At 34.0% G+C, this 18,188-nt stretch carries 14 protein-coding genes, 1 riboswitch and 1 other annotated feature; of the genes, 11 read left to right on the top strand and 3 right to left on the bottom strand.

Features of this window, described 5'->3' with window-relative positions; genetic code table 11:
- Window positions 1–22 precede the first annotated feature (22 nt).
- Together rnpA and rpmH are read right to left on the bottom strand one after the other, a co-directional pair.
- The gene (gene rnpA, locus IDG66_RS03165; RefSeq protein ID WP_001789343.1) at window positions 23–376 is read right to left on the bottom strand and encodes a ribonuclease P protein component; all 354 of its coding nucleotides are present in this window, start codon (window positions 374–376) and stop codon (window positions 23–25) included.
- A gap of 120 nt (window positions 377–496) precedes the next feature.
- Entirely contained in the window at window positions 497–634 is a 138-nt protein-coding gene (rpmH, locus tag IDG66_RS03160; RefSeq protein ID WP_000240855.1) for a 50S ribosomal protein L34, read from the bottom strand.
- A gap of 730 nt (window positions 635–1,364) precedes the next feature.
- On the opposite strand from rpmH, the gene dnaA reads away from it, so the two are divergent.
- From dnaA to gyrA, 6 genes are all read left to right on the top strand, one after another.
- The gene (dnaA, locus tag IDG66_RS03155) at window positions 1,365–2,726 is read left to right on the top strand and encodes a chromosomal replication initiator protein DnaA (RefSeq protein ID WP_001290433.1); all 1,362 of its coding nucleotides are present in this window, start codon (window positions 1,365–1,367) and stop codon (window positions 2,724–2,726) included.
- Window positions 2,727–3,003: 277 nt separating this feature from the next.
- Entirely contained in the window at window positions 3,004–4,137 is a 1,134-nt protein-coding gene (gene dnaN / locus IDG66_RS03150) for a DNA polymerase III subunit beta (protein ID WP_000969811.1), read from the top strand.
- A gap of 380 nt (window positions 4,138–4,517) precedes the next feature.
- Window positions 4,518–4,763, top strand: coding sequence for a S4 domain-containing protein YaaA (gene yaaA, locus IDG66_RS03145; protein ID WP_001789359.1), 246 nt, complete (start codon window positions 4,518–4,520; stop codon window positions 4,761–4,763).
- A complete protein-coding gene (recF, locus tag IDG66_RS03140) occupies window positions 4,760–5,872 on the top strand; it encodes a DNA replication/repair protein RecF (protein ID WP_000775113.1) in 1,113 nt (370 codons plus the stop codon). The genes yaaA and recF overlap by 4 nt, the downstream gene beginning before the upstream one ends.
- Before the next feature lie 9 nt (window positions 5,873–5,881).
- Window positions 5,882–7,816 (top strand): DNA topoisomerase (ATP-hydrolyzing) subunit B, encoded by a 1,935-nt coding sequence (gene gyrB, locus IDG66_RS03135; protein ID WP_000255586.1) that lies wholly within the window; start codon window positions 5,882–5,884, stop codon window positions 7,814–7,816.
- Between the two features lie 36 nt (window positions 7,817–7,852).
- Window positions 7,853–10,516 (top strand): DNA gyrase subunit A, encoded by a 2,664-nt coding sequence (gyrA, locus tag IDG66_RS03130; protein ID WP_000819084.1) that lies wholly within the window; start codon window positions 7,853–7,855, stop codon window positions 10,514–10,516.
- Window positions 10,517–10,602: 86 nt separating this feature from the next.
- Here the strand turns inward: gyrA and IDG66_RS03125 are convergent, their stop codons facing one another.
- Window positions 10,603–11,415 (bottom strand): NAD(P)H-hydrate dehydratase, encoded by an 813-nt coding sequence (locus tag IDG66_RS03125; RefSeq protein WP_000449218.1) that lies wholly within the window; start codon window positions 11,413–11,415, stop codon window positions 10,603–10,605.
- A 325-nt stretch (window positions 11,416–11,740) separates the two neighbouring features.
- On the opposite strand from IDG66_RS03125, the gene hutH reads away from it, so the two are divergent.
- The 5 genes from hutH (at window position 11,741) to metX (ending at window position 17,924) form a co-directional block, all read left to right on the top strand.
- Window positions 11,741–13,255, top strand: coding sequence for a histidine ammonia-lyase (hutH, locus tag IDG66_RS03120; protein WP_000177468.1), 1,515 nt, complete (start codon window positions 11,741–11,743; stop codon window positions 13,253–13,255).
- A gap of 79 nt (window positions 13,256–13,334) precedes the next feature.
- Window positions 13,335–13,544 (top strand) — a binding site (T-box leader).
- Window positions 13,545–13,633: 89 nt separating this feature from the next.
- On the top strand, window positions 13,634–14,920 hold the full coding sequence (gene serS / locus IDG66_RS03115; RefSeq protein WP_000884343.1) for a serine--tRNA ligase: 1,287 nt from the start codon (window positions 13,634–13,636) through the stop codon (window positions 14,918–14,920).
- 651 nt (window positions 14,921–15,571) lie between these two features.
- Window positions 15,572–16,267 carry an AzlC family ABC transporter permease gene (locus tag IDG66_RS03110; protein WP_000207110.1) on the top strand — a complete coding sequence of 232 codons (696 nt, stop codon included), beginning with the start codon at window positions 15,572–15,574 and terminating at the stop codon, window positions 16,265–16,267.
- Complete coding sequence (locus IDG66_RS03105; RefSeq protein WP_000628050.1) at window positions 16,264–16,593, top strand: AzlD domain-containing protein; 330 nt, start codon at window positions 16,264–16,266, stop codon at window positions 16,591–16,593. Before IDG66_RS03110 ends, IDG66_RS03105 begins: the two co-directional genes overlap by 4 nt.
- A gap of 203 nt (window positions 16,594–16,796) precedes the next feature.
- Window positions 16,797–16,895: riboswitch (SAM riboswitch) on the top strand.
- 60 nt (window positions 16,896–16,955) lie between these two features.
- Window positions 16,956–17,924 carry a homoserine O-acetyltransferase MetX gene (gene metX / locus IDG66_RS03100; RefSeq protein ID WP_000186492.1) on the top strand — a complete coding sequence of 323 codons (969 nt, stop codon included), beginning with the start codon at window positions 16,956–16,958 and terminating at the stop codon, window positions 17,922–17,924.
- Window positions 17,925–18,188 lie beyond the last annotated feature (264 nt).

Here is an 18,188-nt window from a genome sequence, read left to right as displayed (position 1 = left end):
TTTTCCTTCCCCTACCCTATCCTTACTTAATCTTTTTATTAAAAACTTTGGCAATTTTAAGTACGTGCTCAAGACTATTCTGTATTTGTAAAGTCGTCATATCTTTAGCTGGCTGTCTTGCTATTACAATAATATCTTTGGCCAATATATGCGACTTATGTACTTTGAAATTTTCACGTATTGCTCTTTTAATCTTGTTTCTTAACACTGCATTACCTAGTTTTTTAGAAACACTAATACCTAAGCGAAAATGGTCTATTTCTTTATTATTACAAGTGTATACAACAAATTGTCTGTTGGCTACAGAATGACCTTTTTTATATATTCTCTGAAAATCTGCATTCTTTTTAATTCGGTAAGCTTTTTCCAATAACATCACTCGCTTATTTATCGTTTTTATTTGAAGCTATATTTAAACTTCTATTGAGCTTATAACATAAATTTCTATTTATTCTTAATTTAAACGAAAAAAAAGATCACTGATGAGTCAGTGATCTTATGCAGATAAAACTTTACGGCCTTTACGACGACGGCGCGCTAAAACTTTACGGCCATTTTTTGTGCTCATGCGTTTTCTGAAACCATGAACTTTACTATGTTTACGTTTATTTGGTTGATAAGTACGTTTTACCATGCAAAACACCTCCATCTTTATACAGTTATCTAATATACCAGATTATGCAGACTCTGATCACTTTAATAGATAAGATTTTGCGTTTCTTAGATTAAAATTCTCGTATTAGCTCATTGATTATCTAGTCATAATTCAAGCAACTACTACAATATAACAAAATCCTTTTTATAACGCAAGTTCATTTTATACTACTGCTCAATTTTTTTACTTTTATCGATTAAAGATAGAAATACACGATGCGAGCAATCAAATTTCATAACATCACCATGAGTTTGGTCCGAAGCATGAGTGTTTACAATGTTTGAATACCTTATACAGTTCTTATACATACTTTATAAATTATTTCCCAAGCTGTTTTGATACACTCACTAACAGATATTCTATAGAAGGAAAAGTTATCCACTTATGCACATTTATAGTTTTCAGAATTGTGGATAATTAGAAATTACACACAAAGTTATACTATTTTTAGCAACATATTCACAGGTATTTGACATATAGAGAACTGAAAAAGTATAATTGTGTGGATAAGTCGTCCAACTCATGATTTTATAAGGATTTATTTATTGATATTTACATAAAAATACTGTGCATAACTAATAAACAGGATAAAGTTATCCACCGATTGTTATTAACTTGTGGATAATTATTAACATGGTGTGTTTAGAAGTTATCCACGGCTGTTATTTTTGTGTATAACTTAAAAATTTAAGAAAGATGGAGTAAATTTATGTCGGAAAAAGAAATTTGGGAAAAAGTGCTTGAAATTGCTCAAGAAAAATTATCAGCTGTAAGTTACTCAACTTTCCTAAAAGATACTGAGCTTTACACGATTAAAGATGGTGAAGCTATCGTATTATCGAGTATTCCTTTTAATGCAAATTGGTTAAATCAACAATATGCTGAAATTATCCAAGCAATCTTATTTGATGTTGTAGGCTATGAAGTTAAACCTCACTTTATTACTACTGAAGAATTAGCAAATTATAGTAATAATGAAACTGCTACTCCAAAAGAAACAACAAAACCTTCTACTGAAACAACTGAGGATAATCATGTGCTTGGTAGAGAGCAATTCAATGCCCATAACACATTTGACACTTTTGTAATCGGACCTGGTAACCGCTTTCCACATGCAGCAAGTTTAGCTGTAGCCGAAGCACCAGCCAAAGCGTACAATCCATTATTTATCTATGGAGGGGTTGGTTTAGGAAAAACCCATTTAATGCATGCCATTGGTCATCATGTTTTAGATAATAATCCAGATGCCAAAGTGATTTACACATCAAGTGAAAAATTCACAAATGAATTTATTAAATCAATTCGTGATAACGAAGGTGAAGCTTTCAGAGAAAGATATCGTAATATCGACGTCTTATTAATCGATGATATTCAGTTCATACAAAACAAGGTACAAACACAAGAAGAATTTTTCTATACTTTTAATGAATTGCATCAGAATAACAAGCAAATAGTTATTTCGAGTGATCGACCACCAAAGGAAATTGCACAATTAGAAGACCGATTACGTTCACGCTTTGAATGGGGGCTAATTGTTGATATTACGCCACCAGATTATGAAACTCGAATGGCAATTTTGCAGAAGAAAATTGAAGAAGAAAAATTAGATATTCCACCAGAAGCTTTAAATTATATAGCAAATCAAATTCAATCTAATATTCGTGAATTAGAAGGTGCATTAACACGTTTACTTGCATATTCACAATTATTAGGAAAACCAATTACAACTGAATTAACTGCTGAAGCTTTAAAAGATATCATTCAAGCACCAAAATCTAAAAAGATTACCATCCAAGATATTCAAAAAATTGTAGGCCAGTACTATAATGTTAGAATTGAAGATTTCAGTGCAAAAAAACGTACAAAGTCAATTGCATATCCGCGTCAAATAGCTATGTACTTGTCTAGAGAGCTTACAGATTTCTCATTACCTAAAATTGGTGAAGAATTTGGTGGGCGTGATCATACGACCGTCATTCATGCTCATGAAAAAATATCTAAAGATTTAAAAGAAGATCCTATTTTTAAACAAGAAGTAGAGAATCTTGAAAAAGAAATAAGAAATGTATAAGTAGGAAACTTTGGGAAATGTAATCTGTTATATAACAGCACTAATGATAACAATCATTTTTTACATTTCTATATGCTAATGTGGCAAGATGAGCAAAACTCATTTTGTGGATAATGTTTAAAAGTCATACACACCATACACAAGTTATCAACATGTGTATAACTTCGCCAAATCTATGTTTTTAAGACTTATCCACCAATCCACAGCACCTACTACTATTACTAAGAACTTAAAACCTATATAATTATATATAAACGACTGGAAGGAGTTTTAATTAATGATGGAATTCACTATTAAAAGAGATTATTTTATTACACAATTAAATGACACATTAAAAGCTATTTCACCAAGAACAACATTACCTATATTAACTGGTATCAAAATCGATGCGAAAGAACATGAAGTTATATTAACTGGTTCAGACTCTGAAATTTCAATAGAAATCACTATTCCTAAAACTGTAGATGGCGAAGATATTGTCAATATTTCAGAAACAGGCTCAGTAGTACTTCCTGGACGATTCTTTGTTGATATTATAAAAAAATTACCTGGTAAAGATGTTAAATTATCTACAAATGAACAATTCCAGACATTAATTACATCAGGTCATTCTGAATTTAATTTAAGTGGCTTAGATCCAGATCAATATCCTTTATTACCTCAAGTTTCTAGAGATGACGCAATTCAATTGTCGGTAAAAGTGCTTAAAAACGTGATTGCACAAACAAATTTTGCAGTGTCCACCTCAGAAACACGCCCAGTACTAACTGGTGTGAACTGGCTTATACAAGAAAATGAATTAATATGCACAGCGACTGACTCACACCGCTTGGCTGTAAGAAAGTTGCAGTTAGAAGATGTTTCTGAAAACAAAAATGTCATCATTCCAGGTAAGGCTTTAGCTGAATTAAATAAAATTATGTCTGACAATGAAGAAGACATTGATATCTTCTTTGCTTCAAACCAAGTTTTATTTAAAGTTGGAAATGTGAACTTTATTTCTCGATTATTAGAAGGACATTATCCTGATACAACACGTTTATTCCCTGAAAACTATGAAATTAAATTAAGTATAGACAATGGGGAGTTTTATCATGCGATTGATCGTGCCTCTTTATTAGCACGTGAAGGTGGTAACAACGTTATTAAATTAAGTACAGGTGATGACGTTGTTGAATTATCTTCTACATCACCAGAAATTGGTACTGTAAAAGAAGAAGTTGATGCAAACGATGTTGAAGGTGGTAGCCTGAAAATTTCATTCAACTCTAAATATATGATGGATGCTTTAAAAGCAATCGATAATGATGAGGTTGAAGTTGAATTCTTCGGTACAATGAAACCATTTATTCTAAAACCAAAAGGTGACGACTCGGTAACGCAATTAATTTTACCAATCAGAACTTACTAAAAATAAATATAAATAAAGGATGACGTGATTAATTAAAACGTCATCCTTTATTTTTTGGCAAAAATAATTCTAGATGCGTATGTAAAATAAATTTGGCAGCATTTTAAACAGCAAATAAAAGACGCCAATTAAATTTATGACAAATATATCCAAAATTTAATAAGTGTGCTTATATGCCCTTTAAATTTAAAATTTTAATAGTCAATAACAAGTTGAATATAAAAGTTAAACGCCGTTAAATAGCGTTAAAAAATTGAAAATGACAGTATTGCCAAAAAATAAGAATTAATTATTTATATGTAAACGGTTTCTACCTCTATTTTAAATGAAATTTGTGACAAAAAAAGGTATAATATATTAATGACATACAAAGAAATGGAGTGATTATTTTGGTTCAAGAAGTTGTAGTAGAAGGAGACATTAATTTAGGTCAATTTCTAAAAACAGAAGGGATTATTGAATCTGGTGGTCAAGCAAAATGGTTCTTGCAAGACGTTGAAGTATTAATTAATGGAGTGCGTGAAACACGTCGCGGTAAAAAGTTAGAACATCAAGATCGTATAGATATCCCAGAATTACCTGAAGATGCTGGTTCTTTCTTAATCATTCATCAAGGTGAACAATGAAGTTAAATACACTCCAATTAGAAAATTATCGTAACTATGATGAGGTTACGTTGAAATGTCATCCTGACGTGAATATCCTCATTGGAGAAAATGCACAAGGAAAGACAAATTTACTTGAATCAATTTATACCTTAGCTTTAGCAAAAAGTCATAGAACGAGTAATGATAAGGAACTCATACGTTTTAATGCTGATTATGCTAAAATAGAAGGTGAGCTTAGTTATAGACACGGCACGATGCCATTAACAATGTTTATAACTAAAAAAGGTAAACAAGTCAAAGTGAATCACTTAGAGCAAAGTCGTCTAACTCAATATATTGGACACCTCAATGTGGTTCTATTTGCGCCAGAAGATTTGAATATTGTAAAAGGCTCTCCTCAAATAAGACGACGCTTTATAGATATGGAGTTGGGCCAAATTTCTGCTGTTTACTTAAATGATTTAGCTCAATACCAACGTATTTTAAAGCAAAAGAATAATTACTTAAAGCAGTTACAATTAGGCCAAAAAAAGGACTTAACAATGTTGGAAGTATTAAATCAGCAGTTTGCTGAATATGCAATGAAAGTAACTGATAAACGTGCACATTTTATTCAAGAGCTAGAGTCGTTAGCTAAACCGATTCATGCTGGTATCACAAATGATAAAGAAGCGTTGTCGCTGAATTATTTACCTAGTCTTAAATTTGATTATGCTCAAAATGAAGCGGCACGACTTGAAGAAATTATGTCTATTCTTAGCGATAATATGCAAAGAGAAAAAGAACGAGGCATTAGCTTATTCGGACCACATCGAGATGATATAAGTTTTGATGTGAATGGCATGGATGCTCAAACATATGGTTCTCAAGGACAGCAACGTACAACGGCTTTGTCCATTAAATTAGCTGAAATTGAGTTAATGAATATCGAAGTTGGGGAATATCCCATCTTATTATTAGACGATGTACTCAGTGAATTAGATGATTCGCGTCAAACGCATTTATTAAGTACGATTCAGCATAAAGTACAAACATTTGTCACTACGACATCTGTAGATGGTATTGATCATGAAATCATGAATAACGCTAAATTGTATCGTATTAATCAAGGTGAAATTATAAAGTAACAGAAAGCGATGGTGACTGCATTGTCAGATGTAAACAACACGGATAATTATGGTGCTGGGCAAATACAAGTATTAGAAGGTTTAGAAGCAGTACGTAAAAGACCAGGTATGTATATAGGATCGACTTCAGAGAGAGGTTTGCACCATTTAGTGTGGGAAATTGTCGATAATAGTATCGATGAAGCATTAGCTGGTTATGCAAATCAAATTGAAGTTGTTATTGAAAAAGATAACTGGATTAAAGTAACGGATAACGGACGTGGTATCCCAGTTGATATTCAAGAAAAAATGGGACGTCCAGCTGTCGAAGTTATTTTAACTGTTTTACATGCTGGTGGTAAATTTGGCGGTGGCGGATACAAAGTATCTGGTGGTTTACATGGTGTTGGTTCATCAGTTGTAAACGCATTGTCACAAGACTTAGAAGTATATGTACACAGAAATGAGACTATATATCATCAAGCATATAAAAAAGGTGTACCTCAATTTGACTTAAAAGAAGTTGGCACAACTGATAAGACAGGTACTGTCATTCGTTTTAAAGCAGATGGAGAAATCTTCACAGAGACAACTGTATACAACTATGAAACATTACAGCAGCGTATTAGAGAGCTTGCTTTCTTAAACAAAGGAATTCAAATCACATTAAGAGATGAACGTGATGAAGAAAACGTTAGAGAAGACTCCTATCACTATGAGGGCGGTATTAAATCGTACGTTGAGTTATTGAACGAAAATAAAGAACCTATTCATGATGAGCCAATTTATATTCATCAATCTAAAGATGATATTGAAGTAGAAATTGCGATTCAATATAACTCAGGATATGCCACAAATCTTTTAACTTACGCAAATAACATTCATACGTATGAAGGTGGTACGCATGAAGACGGATTCAAACGTGCATTAACGCGTGTCTTAAATAGTTATGGTTTAAGTAGCAAGATTATGAAAGAAGAAAAAGATAGACTTTCTGGTGAAGATACACGTGAAGGTATGACAGCAATTATATCTATCAAACATGGTGATCCTCAATTCGAAGGTCAAACGAAGACAAAATTAGGTAATTCTGAAGTGCGTCAAGTTGTAGATAAATTATTCTCAGAGCACTTTGAACGATTTTTATATGAAAATCCACAAGTCGCACGTACAGTGGTTGAAAAAGGTATTATGGCGGCACGTGCACGTGTTGCTGCGAAAAAAGCGCGTGAAGTAACACGTCGTAAATCAGCGTTAGATGTAGCAAGCCTTCCAGGTAAATTAGCCGATTGCTCTAGTAAAAGTCCTGAAGAATGTGAGATTTTCTTAGTCGAAGGGGACTCTGCCGGGGGGTCTACAAAATCTGGTCGTGACTCTAGAACGCAGGCGATTTTACCATTACGAGGTAAGATATTAAATGTTGAAAAAGCACGATTAGATAGAATTTTGAATAACAATGAAATTCGTCAAATGATCACAGCATTTGGTACAGGAATCGGTGGCGACTTTGATCTAGCGAAAGCAAGATATCACAAAATCGTCATTATGACTGATGCCGATGTGGATGGAGCGCATATTAGAACATTGTTATTAACATTCTTCTATCGATTTATGAGACCGTTAATTGAAGCAGGCTATGTGTATATTGCACAGCCACCGTTGTATAAACTGACACAAGGTAAACAAAAGTATTATGTATACAATGATAGGGAACTTGATAAACTTAAATCTGAATTGAATCCAACACCAAAATGGTCTATTGCACGATACAAAGGTCTTGGAGAAATGAATGCAGATCAATTATGGGAAACAACAATGAACCCTGAGCACCGCGCTCTTTTACAAGTAAAACTTGAAGATGCGATTGAAGCGGACCAAACATTTGAAATGTTAATGGGTGATGTTGTAGAAAACCGTAGACAATTTATAGAAGATAATGCAGTTTATGCAAACTTAGACTTCTAAGCGCTGTGAACTGAACTTTTGAAGGAGGAACTCTTGATGGCTGAATTACCTCAATCAAGAATAAATGAACGAAATATTACCAGTGAAATGCGTGAATCATTTTTAGATTATGCGATGAGTGTTATCGTTGCTCGTGCATTGCCAGATGTTCGTGACGGTTTAAAACCAGTACATCGTCGTATACTATATGGATTAAATGAACAAGGTATGACACCGGATAAATCATATAAAAAATCAGCACGTATCGTTGGTGACGTAATGGGTAAATATCACCCTCATGGTGACTCATCTATTTATGAAGCAATGGTACGTATGGCTCAAGATTTCAGTTATCGTTATCCGCTTGTTGATGGCCAAGGTAACTTTGGTTCAATGGATGGAGATGGCGCAGCAGCAATGCGTTATACTGAAGCGCGTATGACTAAAATCACACTTGAACTGTTACGTGATATTAATAAAGATACAATAGATTTTATCGATAACTATGATGGTAATGAAAGAGAGCCGTCAGTCTTACCTGCTCGATTCCCTAACTTGTTAGCCAATGGTGCATCAGGTATCGCGGTAGGTATGGCAACGAATATTCCACCACATAACTTAACAGAATTAATCAATGGTGTACTTAGCTTAAGTAAGAACCCTGATATTTCAATTGCTGAGTTAATGGAGGATATTGAAGGTCCTGATTTCCCTACTGCTGGACTTATTTTAGGTAAGAGTGGTATTAGACGTGCATATGAAACAGGTCGTGGTTCAATTCAAATGCGTTCTCGTGCAGTTATTGAAGAACGTGGAGGCGGACGTCAACGTATTGTTGTCACTGAAATTCCTTTCCAAGTGAATAAGGCTCGTATGATTGAAAAAATTGCAGAACTCGTTCGTGACAAGAAAATTGACGGTATCACTGATTTACGTGATGAAACAAGTTTACGTACTGGTGTGCGTGTCGTTATTGATGTGCGTAAGGATGCAAATGCTAGTGTCATTTTAAATAACTTATACAAACAAACGCCACTTCAAACATCATTTGGTGTGAATATGATTGCACTTGTAAATGGTAGACCGAAGCTTATTAATTTAAAAGAAGCGTTGGTACATTATTTAGAGCATCAAAAGACAGTTGTTAGAAGACGTACGCAATACAACTTACGTAAAGCTAAAGATCGTGCCCACATTTTAGAAGGATTACGTATCGCACTTGACCATATCGATGAAATTATTTCAACGATTCGTGAGTCAGATACAGATAAAGTTGCAATGGAAAGCTTGCAACAACGCTTCAAACTTTCTGAAAAACAAGCTCAAGCTATTTTAGACATGCGTTTAAGACGTCTAACAGGTTTAGAGAGAGACAAAATTGAAGCTGAATATAATGAGTTATTAAATTATATTAGTGAATTAGAAGCAATCTTAGCTGATGAAGAAGTGTTATTACAGTTAGTTAGAGATGAATTGACTGAAATTAGAGATCGTTTCGGTGATGATCGTCGTACAGAAATTCAATTAGGTGGATTTGAAGACTTAGAGGACGAAGACTTAATTCCAGAAGAACAAATAGTAATTACACTAAGCCATAATAACTACATTAAACGTTTGCCGGTATCTACATATCGTGCTCAAAACCGTGGTGGTCGTGGTGTTCAAGGTATGAATACATTGGAAGAAGATTTTGTCAGTCAATTGGTAACTTTAAGTACACATGACCATGTATTGTTCTTTACTAACAAAGGTCGTGTATACAAACTTAAAGGTTATGAAGTGCCTGAGTTATCAAGACAGTCTAAAGGTATTCCTGTAGTGAATGCTATTGAACTTGAAAATGATGAAGTCATTAGTACAATGATTGCTGTTAAAGACCTTGAAAGTGAAGACAACTTCTTAGTGTTTGCAACTAAACGTGGTGTCGTTAAACGTTCAGCATTAAGTAACTTCTCAAGAATAAATAGAAATGGTAAGATTGCGATTTCGTTCAGAGAAGATGATGAGTTAATTGCAGTTCGCTTAACAAGTGGTCAAGAAGATATCTTGATTGGAACATCACATGCATCATTAATTCGATTCCCTGAATCAACATTACGTCCTTTAGGCCGTACAGCAACGGGTGTGAAAGGTATTACACTTCGTGAAGGTGACGAAGTTGTAGGGCTTGATGTAGCTCATGCAAACAGTGTTGATGAAGTATTAGTAGTTACTGAAAATGGTTATGGTAAACGTACGCCAGTTAATGACTATCGTTTATCAAATCGTGGTGGTAAAGGTATTAAAACAGCTACGATTACTGAGCGTAATGGTAATGTTGTATGTATCACTACAGTAACTGGTGAAGAAGATTTAATGATTGTTACTAATGCAGGTGTCATTATTCGACTAGATGTTGCAGATATTTCTCAAAATGGTCGTGCAGCACAAGGTGTTCGCTTAATTCGCTTAGGTGATGATCAATTTGTTTCAACGGTTGCTAAAGTAAAAGAAGATGCAGAAGATGAAACGAATGAAGATGAGCAATCTACTTCAACTGTATCTGAAGATGGTACTGAACAACAACGTGAAGCGGTTGTAAATGATGAAACACCAGGAAATGCAATTCATACTGAAGTGATTGATTCAGAAGAAAATGATGAAGATGGACGTATTGAAGTAAGACAAGATTTCATGGATCGTGTTGAAGAAGATATACAACAATCATCAGATGAAGAATAATAAAAAATAAGACTTCCCTATATGTAGGGGAGTCTTATTTTTATGCTAGAAAGTAATGCTTTACTATATTCAATGATTAGTAATGACTAACTTTCTAATTGTTTCATTGCGTAAGGTATTTCATTGATAAGTCTTGATGGTGGCACCACATACATATCTTTTGCAAGGTTTTCGCCAATAAAACTATGTGTATATGTGGCACTCATAACCGCTTCTTTTAAGTTATCAAATTGACCGACAAAGCTTGTAATCATACCAGCAAGTGTATCGCCCATACCACCAGTCGCCATTGCTGGGCTACCGATTGTCAATTTAAAGTCTTCATCTTTAAAGAAAATTTCAGTACCATGTTTTTTAAGTACAACAGTTGCACCTAAACGATCAACTGCTTCACGATTACGCTCATATGTCTGTTCCTCAATAGGAATACCACTTAATCGTTCCCATTCTTTGAGGTGTGGTGTAAAGATCACACGACATGTAGGTAATTGCGGTTTCAGTTTACTAAAGATTGTAATCGCATCGCCGTCTACGATTAAATTTTGATGCGGTTGTATATTTTGTAGTAGGAATGTAATGGCATTATTTCCTTTGAAATCAACGCCAAGACCTGGACCAATTAGTATACTGTCAGTCATTTCAATCATTTTCGTCAACATTTTCGTATCATTAATATCAATAACCATCGCTTCTGGGCAACGAGAATGTAATGCTGAATGATTTGTTGGATGTGTAGCTACAGTGATTAAACCACTACCGCTAAATACACATGCACGAGCCGCTAACATAATGGCACCACCTAAGTTAGCAGATCCACCAATTAATAAAATTTTGCCATAATCACCTTTATGTGAATCTTCTTTACGCTTAGGAATGTTAATAGAATTTAACGTTTCCATAGTGATATAACCTCCCATGTAAAAGCCTTTTCCGAATTTATTCAATTTTAAAAATATATAGTAACTTTTAACAAAATGTATTATAAATTTCTGAATTCATTATTATTTGTCGTTAAATACAATAGAAAATACTATACCTGTATATGCAATTCGTCAATAGATAAATTATTAAATATGCTTACAACAATCTTAATATCCTTTAACGCACTACAATAGTGCTCTGATAATAGGTTATAAATGTACGTAAAACCATTGTTTCAATAAAAATGAAAACGTATACTTCAAGAAGGATGGGTTACTTAATATAAACAAGGGGGTAACATATATGACTTTATATTTAGATGGTGAAACACTAACAATTGAGGATATTAAATCATTTTTACAACAACAATCAAAGATTGAAATTATTGATGATGCGTTAGAACGTGTCAAAAAAAGTAGAGCGGTAGTTGAACGTATTATTGAAAATGAGGAAACGGTTTACGGTATTACTACAGGTTTTGGGTTATTTAGTGATGTACGTATAGACCCGACGCAATATAATGAATTACAAGTGAATCTGATACGCTCACATGCCTGTGGACTAGGTGAGCCATTTTCAAAAGAAGTAGCATTAGTCATGATGATTTTACGATTGAATACATTATTAAAAGGTCATTCAGGTGCCACTTTAGAATTAGTGAGACAATTACAATTTTTTATAAATGAACGTATTATACCGATAATCCCACAGCAAGGCTCTCTCGGTGCATCAGGAGATTTAGCGCCATTATCACATTTAGCATTAGCATTAATTGGTGAAGGGAAAGTATTGTACAGAGGGGAAGAAAAGGATAGTGACGATGTATTAAGAGAATTAAATAGACAACCTTTGAACCTTCAGGCTAAAGAAGGTTTAGCATTGATTAATGGTACGCAAGCTATGACAGCTCAAGGTGTCATTAGTTATATAGAATCAGAAGATTTAGGTTACCAATCTGAATGGATTGCTGCATTAACGCATCAGTCTCTTAATGGCATTATAGATGCATATAGACATGATGTGCACGCTGTTCGTAATTTTCAAGAACAGATTAATGTGGCAGCGCGTATGCGTGATTGGTTAGAAGGATCAACATTAACGACGCGACAAGCAGAAATACGTGTACAAGATGCATATACGTTGCGTTGTATACCACAAATCCATGGCGCGAGTTTTCAAGTATTCAATTATGTTAAACAGCAATTAGAATTTGAAATGAATGCGGCTAATGATAATCCACTTATATTTGAGGAAGCAAATGAAACGTTTGTTATTTCAGGTGGTAACTTCCATGGACAACCTATTGCTTTTGCATTAGATCATCTTAAATTAGGTGTAAGTGAATTAGCAAACGTATCGGAACGTCGTTTAGAGCGACTAGTAAATCCTCAATTAAATGGTGATTTACCAGCATTTCTTAGTCCAGAGCCAGGATTGCAAAGTGGCGCGATGATTATGCAATATGCTGCTGCAAGTCTCGTTTCTGAAAATAAAACTTTAGCGCATCCAGCGAGTGTTGATTCTATCACTTCATCTGCGAACCAAGAAGATCACGTATCTATGGGAACTACAGCTGCTAGACATGGTTATCAAATTATTGAAAATGCAAGACGTGTGCTGGCAATCGAATGTGTTATTGCATTACAAGCAGCAGAGTTAAAAGGTGTTGAAGGTTTATCACCAAAAACACGTCGTAAATATGAGGAGTTTCGAAGTATCGTGCCATCCATTACACATGACCGTCAATTTCATAAAGATATTGAAGCGGTTGCACAGTATTTAAAGCAATCAATTTATCAAACGACTGCATGTCACTAAATCGACATGAGCGATGTTTGAAATCGTTACTTGAAAAAGCAAATATAGTTTGCTATATTAAAAATAACTTAATAAGACATTGTTCGTAGGACAAGTAATATATAGTGTTCGATATCAGAGAGCTTGTGGTTAGTGTGAACAAGAATCAACATATATATGAATCTACCTACTTAATTTAAAAGAACAATCGGTGATAACCGTTATTTTAGTGAAGTGCAATTTAGGTTTAGTGTATCTTTATAACTTAAATTGTTAAATAGGGTGGCAACGCGTAGACCACGTCCCTTGTAGGGATGTGGTCTTTTTTTATTTTCTAAAAAATAAAGACGTACGTCATTCCATAATAAATGATAATTATTTGGGAAAGGATGAAGGTTAATGTTAGACATTAGATTATTCAGAAATGAGCCTGTCACAGTTAAGAGCAAAATTGAATTACGTGGAGATGATTCAAAAGTTGTAGATGAAATTTTAGAATTGGATGAGCAACGACGTAAATTAATTAGTGCAACAGAAGAAATGAAAGCACGTCGTAATAAAGTAAGCGAAGAAATCGCATTAAAAAAACGTAATAAAGAAAATGCTGATGATGTGATTGCTGAAATGCGCACATTAGGTGACGATATTAAAGAAAAAGATAGTCAATTAAATGAAATTGATAATAAAATGACAGGTATCCTTTGTCGTATTCCAAATTTAATAAGTGATGATGTACCTCAAGGTGAATCTGATGAAGATAACGTTGAAGTTAAAAAGTGGGGTACACCACGTGAGTTTTCATTTGAACCCAAAGCACATTGGGATATTGTAGAAGAATTGAAAATGGCTGATTTTGATCGTGCAGCAAAAGTTTCAGGTGCGCGTTTTGTATATTTAACAAATGAAGGTGCGCAATTAGAGCGTGCTTTAATGAACTATATGATTACAAAACATACAACACAACATGGTTATACAGAAATGATGGTACCACAGCTTGTGAACGCAGATACAATGTATGGTACAGGTCAATTACCTAAATTTGAAGAAGATTTATTTAAAGTAGAAAAAGAAGGATTATATACAATTCCAACTGCTGAAGTACCATTAACGAATTTCTACCGTAATGAAATTATTCAACCAGGTGTACTTCCTGAAAAATTCACTGGTCAATCTGCATGTTTCCGTAGTGAAGCAGGATCAGCAGGTAGAGATACAAGAGGATTAATTCGTTTACATCAATTCGATAAAGTGGAAATGGTACGTTTTGAACAACCTGAAGATTCATGGAATGCTTTAGAAGAAATGACAACAAACGCAGAAGCAATTCTAGAAGAGTTAGGTTTACCATATCGTCGTGTTATTTTATGTACAGGTGATATTGGATTTAGTGCAAGCAAAACATATGATTTAGAAGTTTGGTTACCAAGCTACAATGATTATAAAGAAATTAGTTCATGCTCAAACTGTACGGATTTCCAAGCGCGTCGTGCTAACATCCGCTTCAAGCGTGACAAAGCAGCTAAACCAGAATTAGCACATACATTAAATGGTAGTGGTTTAGCAGTTGGACGTACATTTGCTGCTATTGTTGAAAATTACCAAAATGAAGATGGAACAGTAACAATTCCAGAAGCATTAGTACCATTTATGGGTGGTAAAACACAAATTTCAAAACCAGTTAAATAAAGGCTTTAGCTACAAGCTTTAAAAAGTATATATCTACGTATACTTAAAGCAAGGGCAAGATACTTTAAATAATATTTTAAAAAGTGGTGACGAAGCTGTCGCCACTTTTTTTGTGCTGTAAAAGTATAGTAGTGAGCCAATGCACATAACAACAATAAATTAAGTTTGTTGTTTAATGGGGTGAACGCATTTCATTATAGCAACAATACGGGATAATTATGATGAACTAAAACAATCTAAAACGTAACAATTTTGAGCATCACTATTATAGGAAATTAAGCGATAAAATACTGATTTCGTTGATGTAGTATGAGTAATATCGATGGAGTAGGGTAGGGGGAGGGGATGATGATTATAAGGGAGTGGTACATGAATCAATATCCCAGACTCATCATTAGATATAAAAATTTATAAAATTAGTATTTAAAAACAACTACAATCCATAGAAAATATGGAGGTAGTCTTAAATAAAAAATTGAAAATTCTAAAAAAATAAAAAGTTAATATGAAGCTGATTAAAGACTCCGGTATGTCTAACTTCAGACAAACCAGTGTCTAACGTTATTGCTTGTGATATAGAACTGTATTAGACTAGGTATATTATTTTTTTCGTAATTATATAAATATAAAGTGGCAAAGGAGGTAGTTGAGATGACAACACATTTAAGTTTTAGACAAGGCGTGCGAGAGTGTGTCCCAACATTATTGGGTTATGCCGGTGTTGGTATTTCATTTGGTATTGTGGCTTCGTCTCAAAACTTTAGTATTTTAGAAATTGTCTTGTTATGTCTTGTTATATATGCCGGTGCTGCGCAATTTATTATGTGCGCGTTGTTTATAGCAGGTACACCGATATCAGCGATTGTACTAACTGTATTTATCGTAAATTCAAGAATGTTCCTTTTAAGTATGTCGCTTGCACCAAACTTCAAGACATATGGGTTTTGGAACCGTGTTGGATTAGGTTCATTAGTAACTGACGAAACGTTTGGCGTCGCCATTACACCTTATTTAAAAGGAGAAGCTATCAATGATCGTTGGATGCATGGTCTTAATATCACAGCATATTTATTTTGGGCAATTTCATGTGTAGCAGGTGCATTGTTTGGCGAGTATATTTCGAATCCACAAGCATTAGGGTTAGATTTTGCTATCACGGCTATGTTTATCTTTTTGGCCATTGCGCAATTTGAATCAATTACTAAATCGCGATTAAGAATTTACATAGTACTCATTATTGCCGTCATAGTAATGATGTTATCGCTAAGTATGTTTATGCCTTCATATCTAGCAATATTAATTGCAGCCACAATTTCAGCAGCGTTAGGAGTGATGATGGAACGATGATAACTCATATGAACATGTTAATACTTATTTTATTGTGTGGTATCGTAACGCTATTAATTCGAATTATACCTTTTATCATGATTTCAAAAGTGCAATTGCCTGATGTCGTGGTTCGATGGCTATCATTTATCCCAATCACACTATTTACGGCACTTGTCATAGACAGCATTATTCAACAGACGCCTCATGGTGAGGGGTATACATTAAACATCCCTTACATTATCGCGCTCATTCCGACGGTTATTTTATCTATAATCACGCGTAGTTTAACTATTACAATTATTAGTGGGATTGTTATCATGGCAGCATTACGATTTTTCTTTTAAAAATAACTGAAAATCATTGAACAGATATTTAAACTTAGGTAAACTGTTAGTAATCAGAAAATTCTGATATACAAATCGTCTATGTTAAGATTGGGAATCGTGTATACGTAAGCGATTTGGCTAACGCATGACAATGATAACAACATTTTAAATGATAAAGTAATTCATCACTGAATCTCAACTAACACATAACAATTTCATATTTCTTATTGTGAGAAGTTGAGGGACTTGGCCCTGTGATACTTCAGCAACCGACTTTATAGCACGGTGCTAAAACCAACGAGTTACTCGAATGATAAGTATAAAGACTTCTTACTTTTCAATAGGGTGAGAAGTTTTTTTTGTTTAAGGAGGAAAAAACAATGACAAATTACACAGTAGATACTTTAAATTTAGGGAAATTTATTACAGAATCTGGGGAAGTCATAGATAACTTGCGTTTGAGATATGAGCATGTCGGTTATCATGGACAACCATTAGTTGTAGTTTGTCATGCATTAACTGGCAATCATTTAACATATGGAACAGATGATTATCCGGGTTGGTGGCGAGAAATTATTGATGGGGGATATATACCCATTCACGATTATCAATTTTTAACATTTGATGTTATTGGTAGTCCTTTCGGTTCAAGTTCACCTTTAAACGACCCTCATTTTCCTAAAAAATTAACATTAAGAGATATAGTCAGAGCGAATGAACGAGGTATACAAGCCCTTGGTTATGACAAGATTAATATTTTAATAGGGGGAAGCCTTGGAGGAATGCAAGCAATGGAACTACTTTACAATCAACAGTTTGAAGTAGATAAAGCCATTATCCTTGCTGCAACAAGCCGAACATCATCTTATAGTAGAGCTTTCAATGAAATTGCAAGGCAAGCCATTCATCTTGGTGGTAAGGAAGGTCTAAGTATTGCACGCCAATTAGGTTTTTTGACATATCGATCATCAAAAAGTTATGATGAACGTTTCACGCCGGATGAAGTAGTCGCATACCAACAACATCAAGGTAATAAATTTAAAGAACATTTTGATTTGAATTGTTATCTGACACTGCTAGATGTATTGGATAGTCACAACATTGACCGAGGTCGCACAGACGTAACGCATGTTTTTAAAAATTTAGAAACAAAAGTGTTAACGATGGGGTTCATAGATGATTTGCTATATCCGGATGATCAAGTTCGTGCATTAGGTGAACGTTTTAAATATCATCGTCATTTCTTCGTGCCTGATAATGTTGGGCATGATGGATTCCTACTAAACTTTAGTACCTGGGCACCTAACTTATATCATTTCTTAAATTTAAAGCATTTTAAGCGTAAGTAATAATATATATATTTTCAAAGAATGAAGCCACTAAATCACAGCTATCATATTCAAAAACATCTAGAGTACATGAGAGTGGTAATGAATTGTAAATCTAAATCAAGCTTGATTGCTATGTAGTGGGATTAAATAATCATGTTGAAAATGAAAGCACACAAAAGCGATTCAAATGAGTATGTTAATTACTTATAAAACATGAAAGTTATTATTCAATTAAATGAAATAGAAGCATACAATCTATAAATTGTTAAATTCCATTAAAGA

This window comes from Staphylococcus sp. EG-SA-18, from assembly GCF_017151825.1.
Lineage (GTDB): Bacteria > Bacillota > Bacilli > Staphylococcales > Staphylococcaceae > Staphylococcus > Staphylococcus aureus.
Note: the sequence above shows the minus strand (reverse complement) of the source record. Positions and strands in the feature narration are given on the sequence as shown.

Excerpts from the sequence above, each read along its gene's own strand:
- IDG66_RS03110 (WP_000207110.1), top strand. The coding sequence starts at position 15,572 with ATGACAACACATTTAAGTTTTAGACAAGGCGTGCGAGAGTGTGTCCCA.
- recF (WP_000775113.1), top strand. The coding sequence starts at position 4,760 with ATGAAGTTAAATACACTCCAATTAGAAAATTATCGTAACTATGATGAG.
- serS (WP_000884343.1), top strand. The coding sequence starts at position 13,634 with ATGTTAGACATTAGATTATTCAGAAATGAGCCTGTCACAGTTAAGAGC.
- IDG66_RS03105 (WP_000628050.1), top strand. The coding sequence starts at position 16,264 with ATGATAACTCATATGAACATGTTAATACTTATTTTATTGTGTGGTATC.
- IDG66_RS03125 (WP_000449218.1), bottom strand. The coding sequence starts at position 11,415 with ATGGAAACGTTAAATTCTATTAACATTCCTAAGCGTAAAGAAGATTCA.
- rnpA (WP_001789343.1), bottom strand. The coding sequence starts at position 376 with ATGTTATTGGAAAAAGCTTACCGAATTAAAAAGAATGCAGATTTTCAG.
- dnaA (WP_001290433.1), top strand. The coding sequence starts at position 1,365 with ATGTCGGAAAAAGAAATTTGGGAAAAAGTGCTTGAAATTGCTCAAGAA.
- dnaN (WP_000969811.1), top strand. The coding sequence starts at position 3,004 with ATGATGGAATTCACTATTAAAAGAGATTATTTTATTACACAATTAAAT.
- gyrB (WP_000255586.1), top strand. The coding sequence starts at position 5,882 with ATGGTGACTGCATTGTCAGATGTAAACAACACGGATAATTATGGTGCT.
- rpmH (WP_000240855.1), bottom strand. The coding sequence starts at position 634 with ATGGTAAAACGTACTTATCAACCAAATAAACGTAAACATAGTAAAGTT.
- hutH (WP_000177468.1), top strand. The coding sequence starts at position 11,741 with ATGACTTTATATTTAGATGGTGAAACACTAACAATTGAGGATATTAAA.
- gyrA (WP_000819084.1), top strand. The coding sequence starts at position 7,853 with ATGGCTGAATTACCTCAATCAAGAATAAATGAACGAAATATTACCAGT.
- metX (WP_000186492.1), top strand. The coding sequence starts at position 16,956 with ATGACAAATTACACAGTAGATACTTTAAATTTAGGGAAATTTATTACA.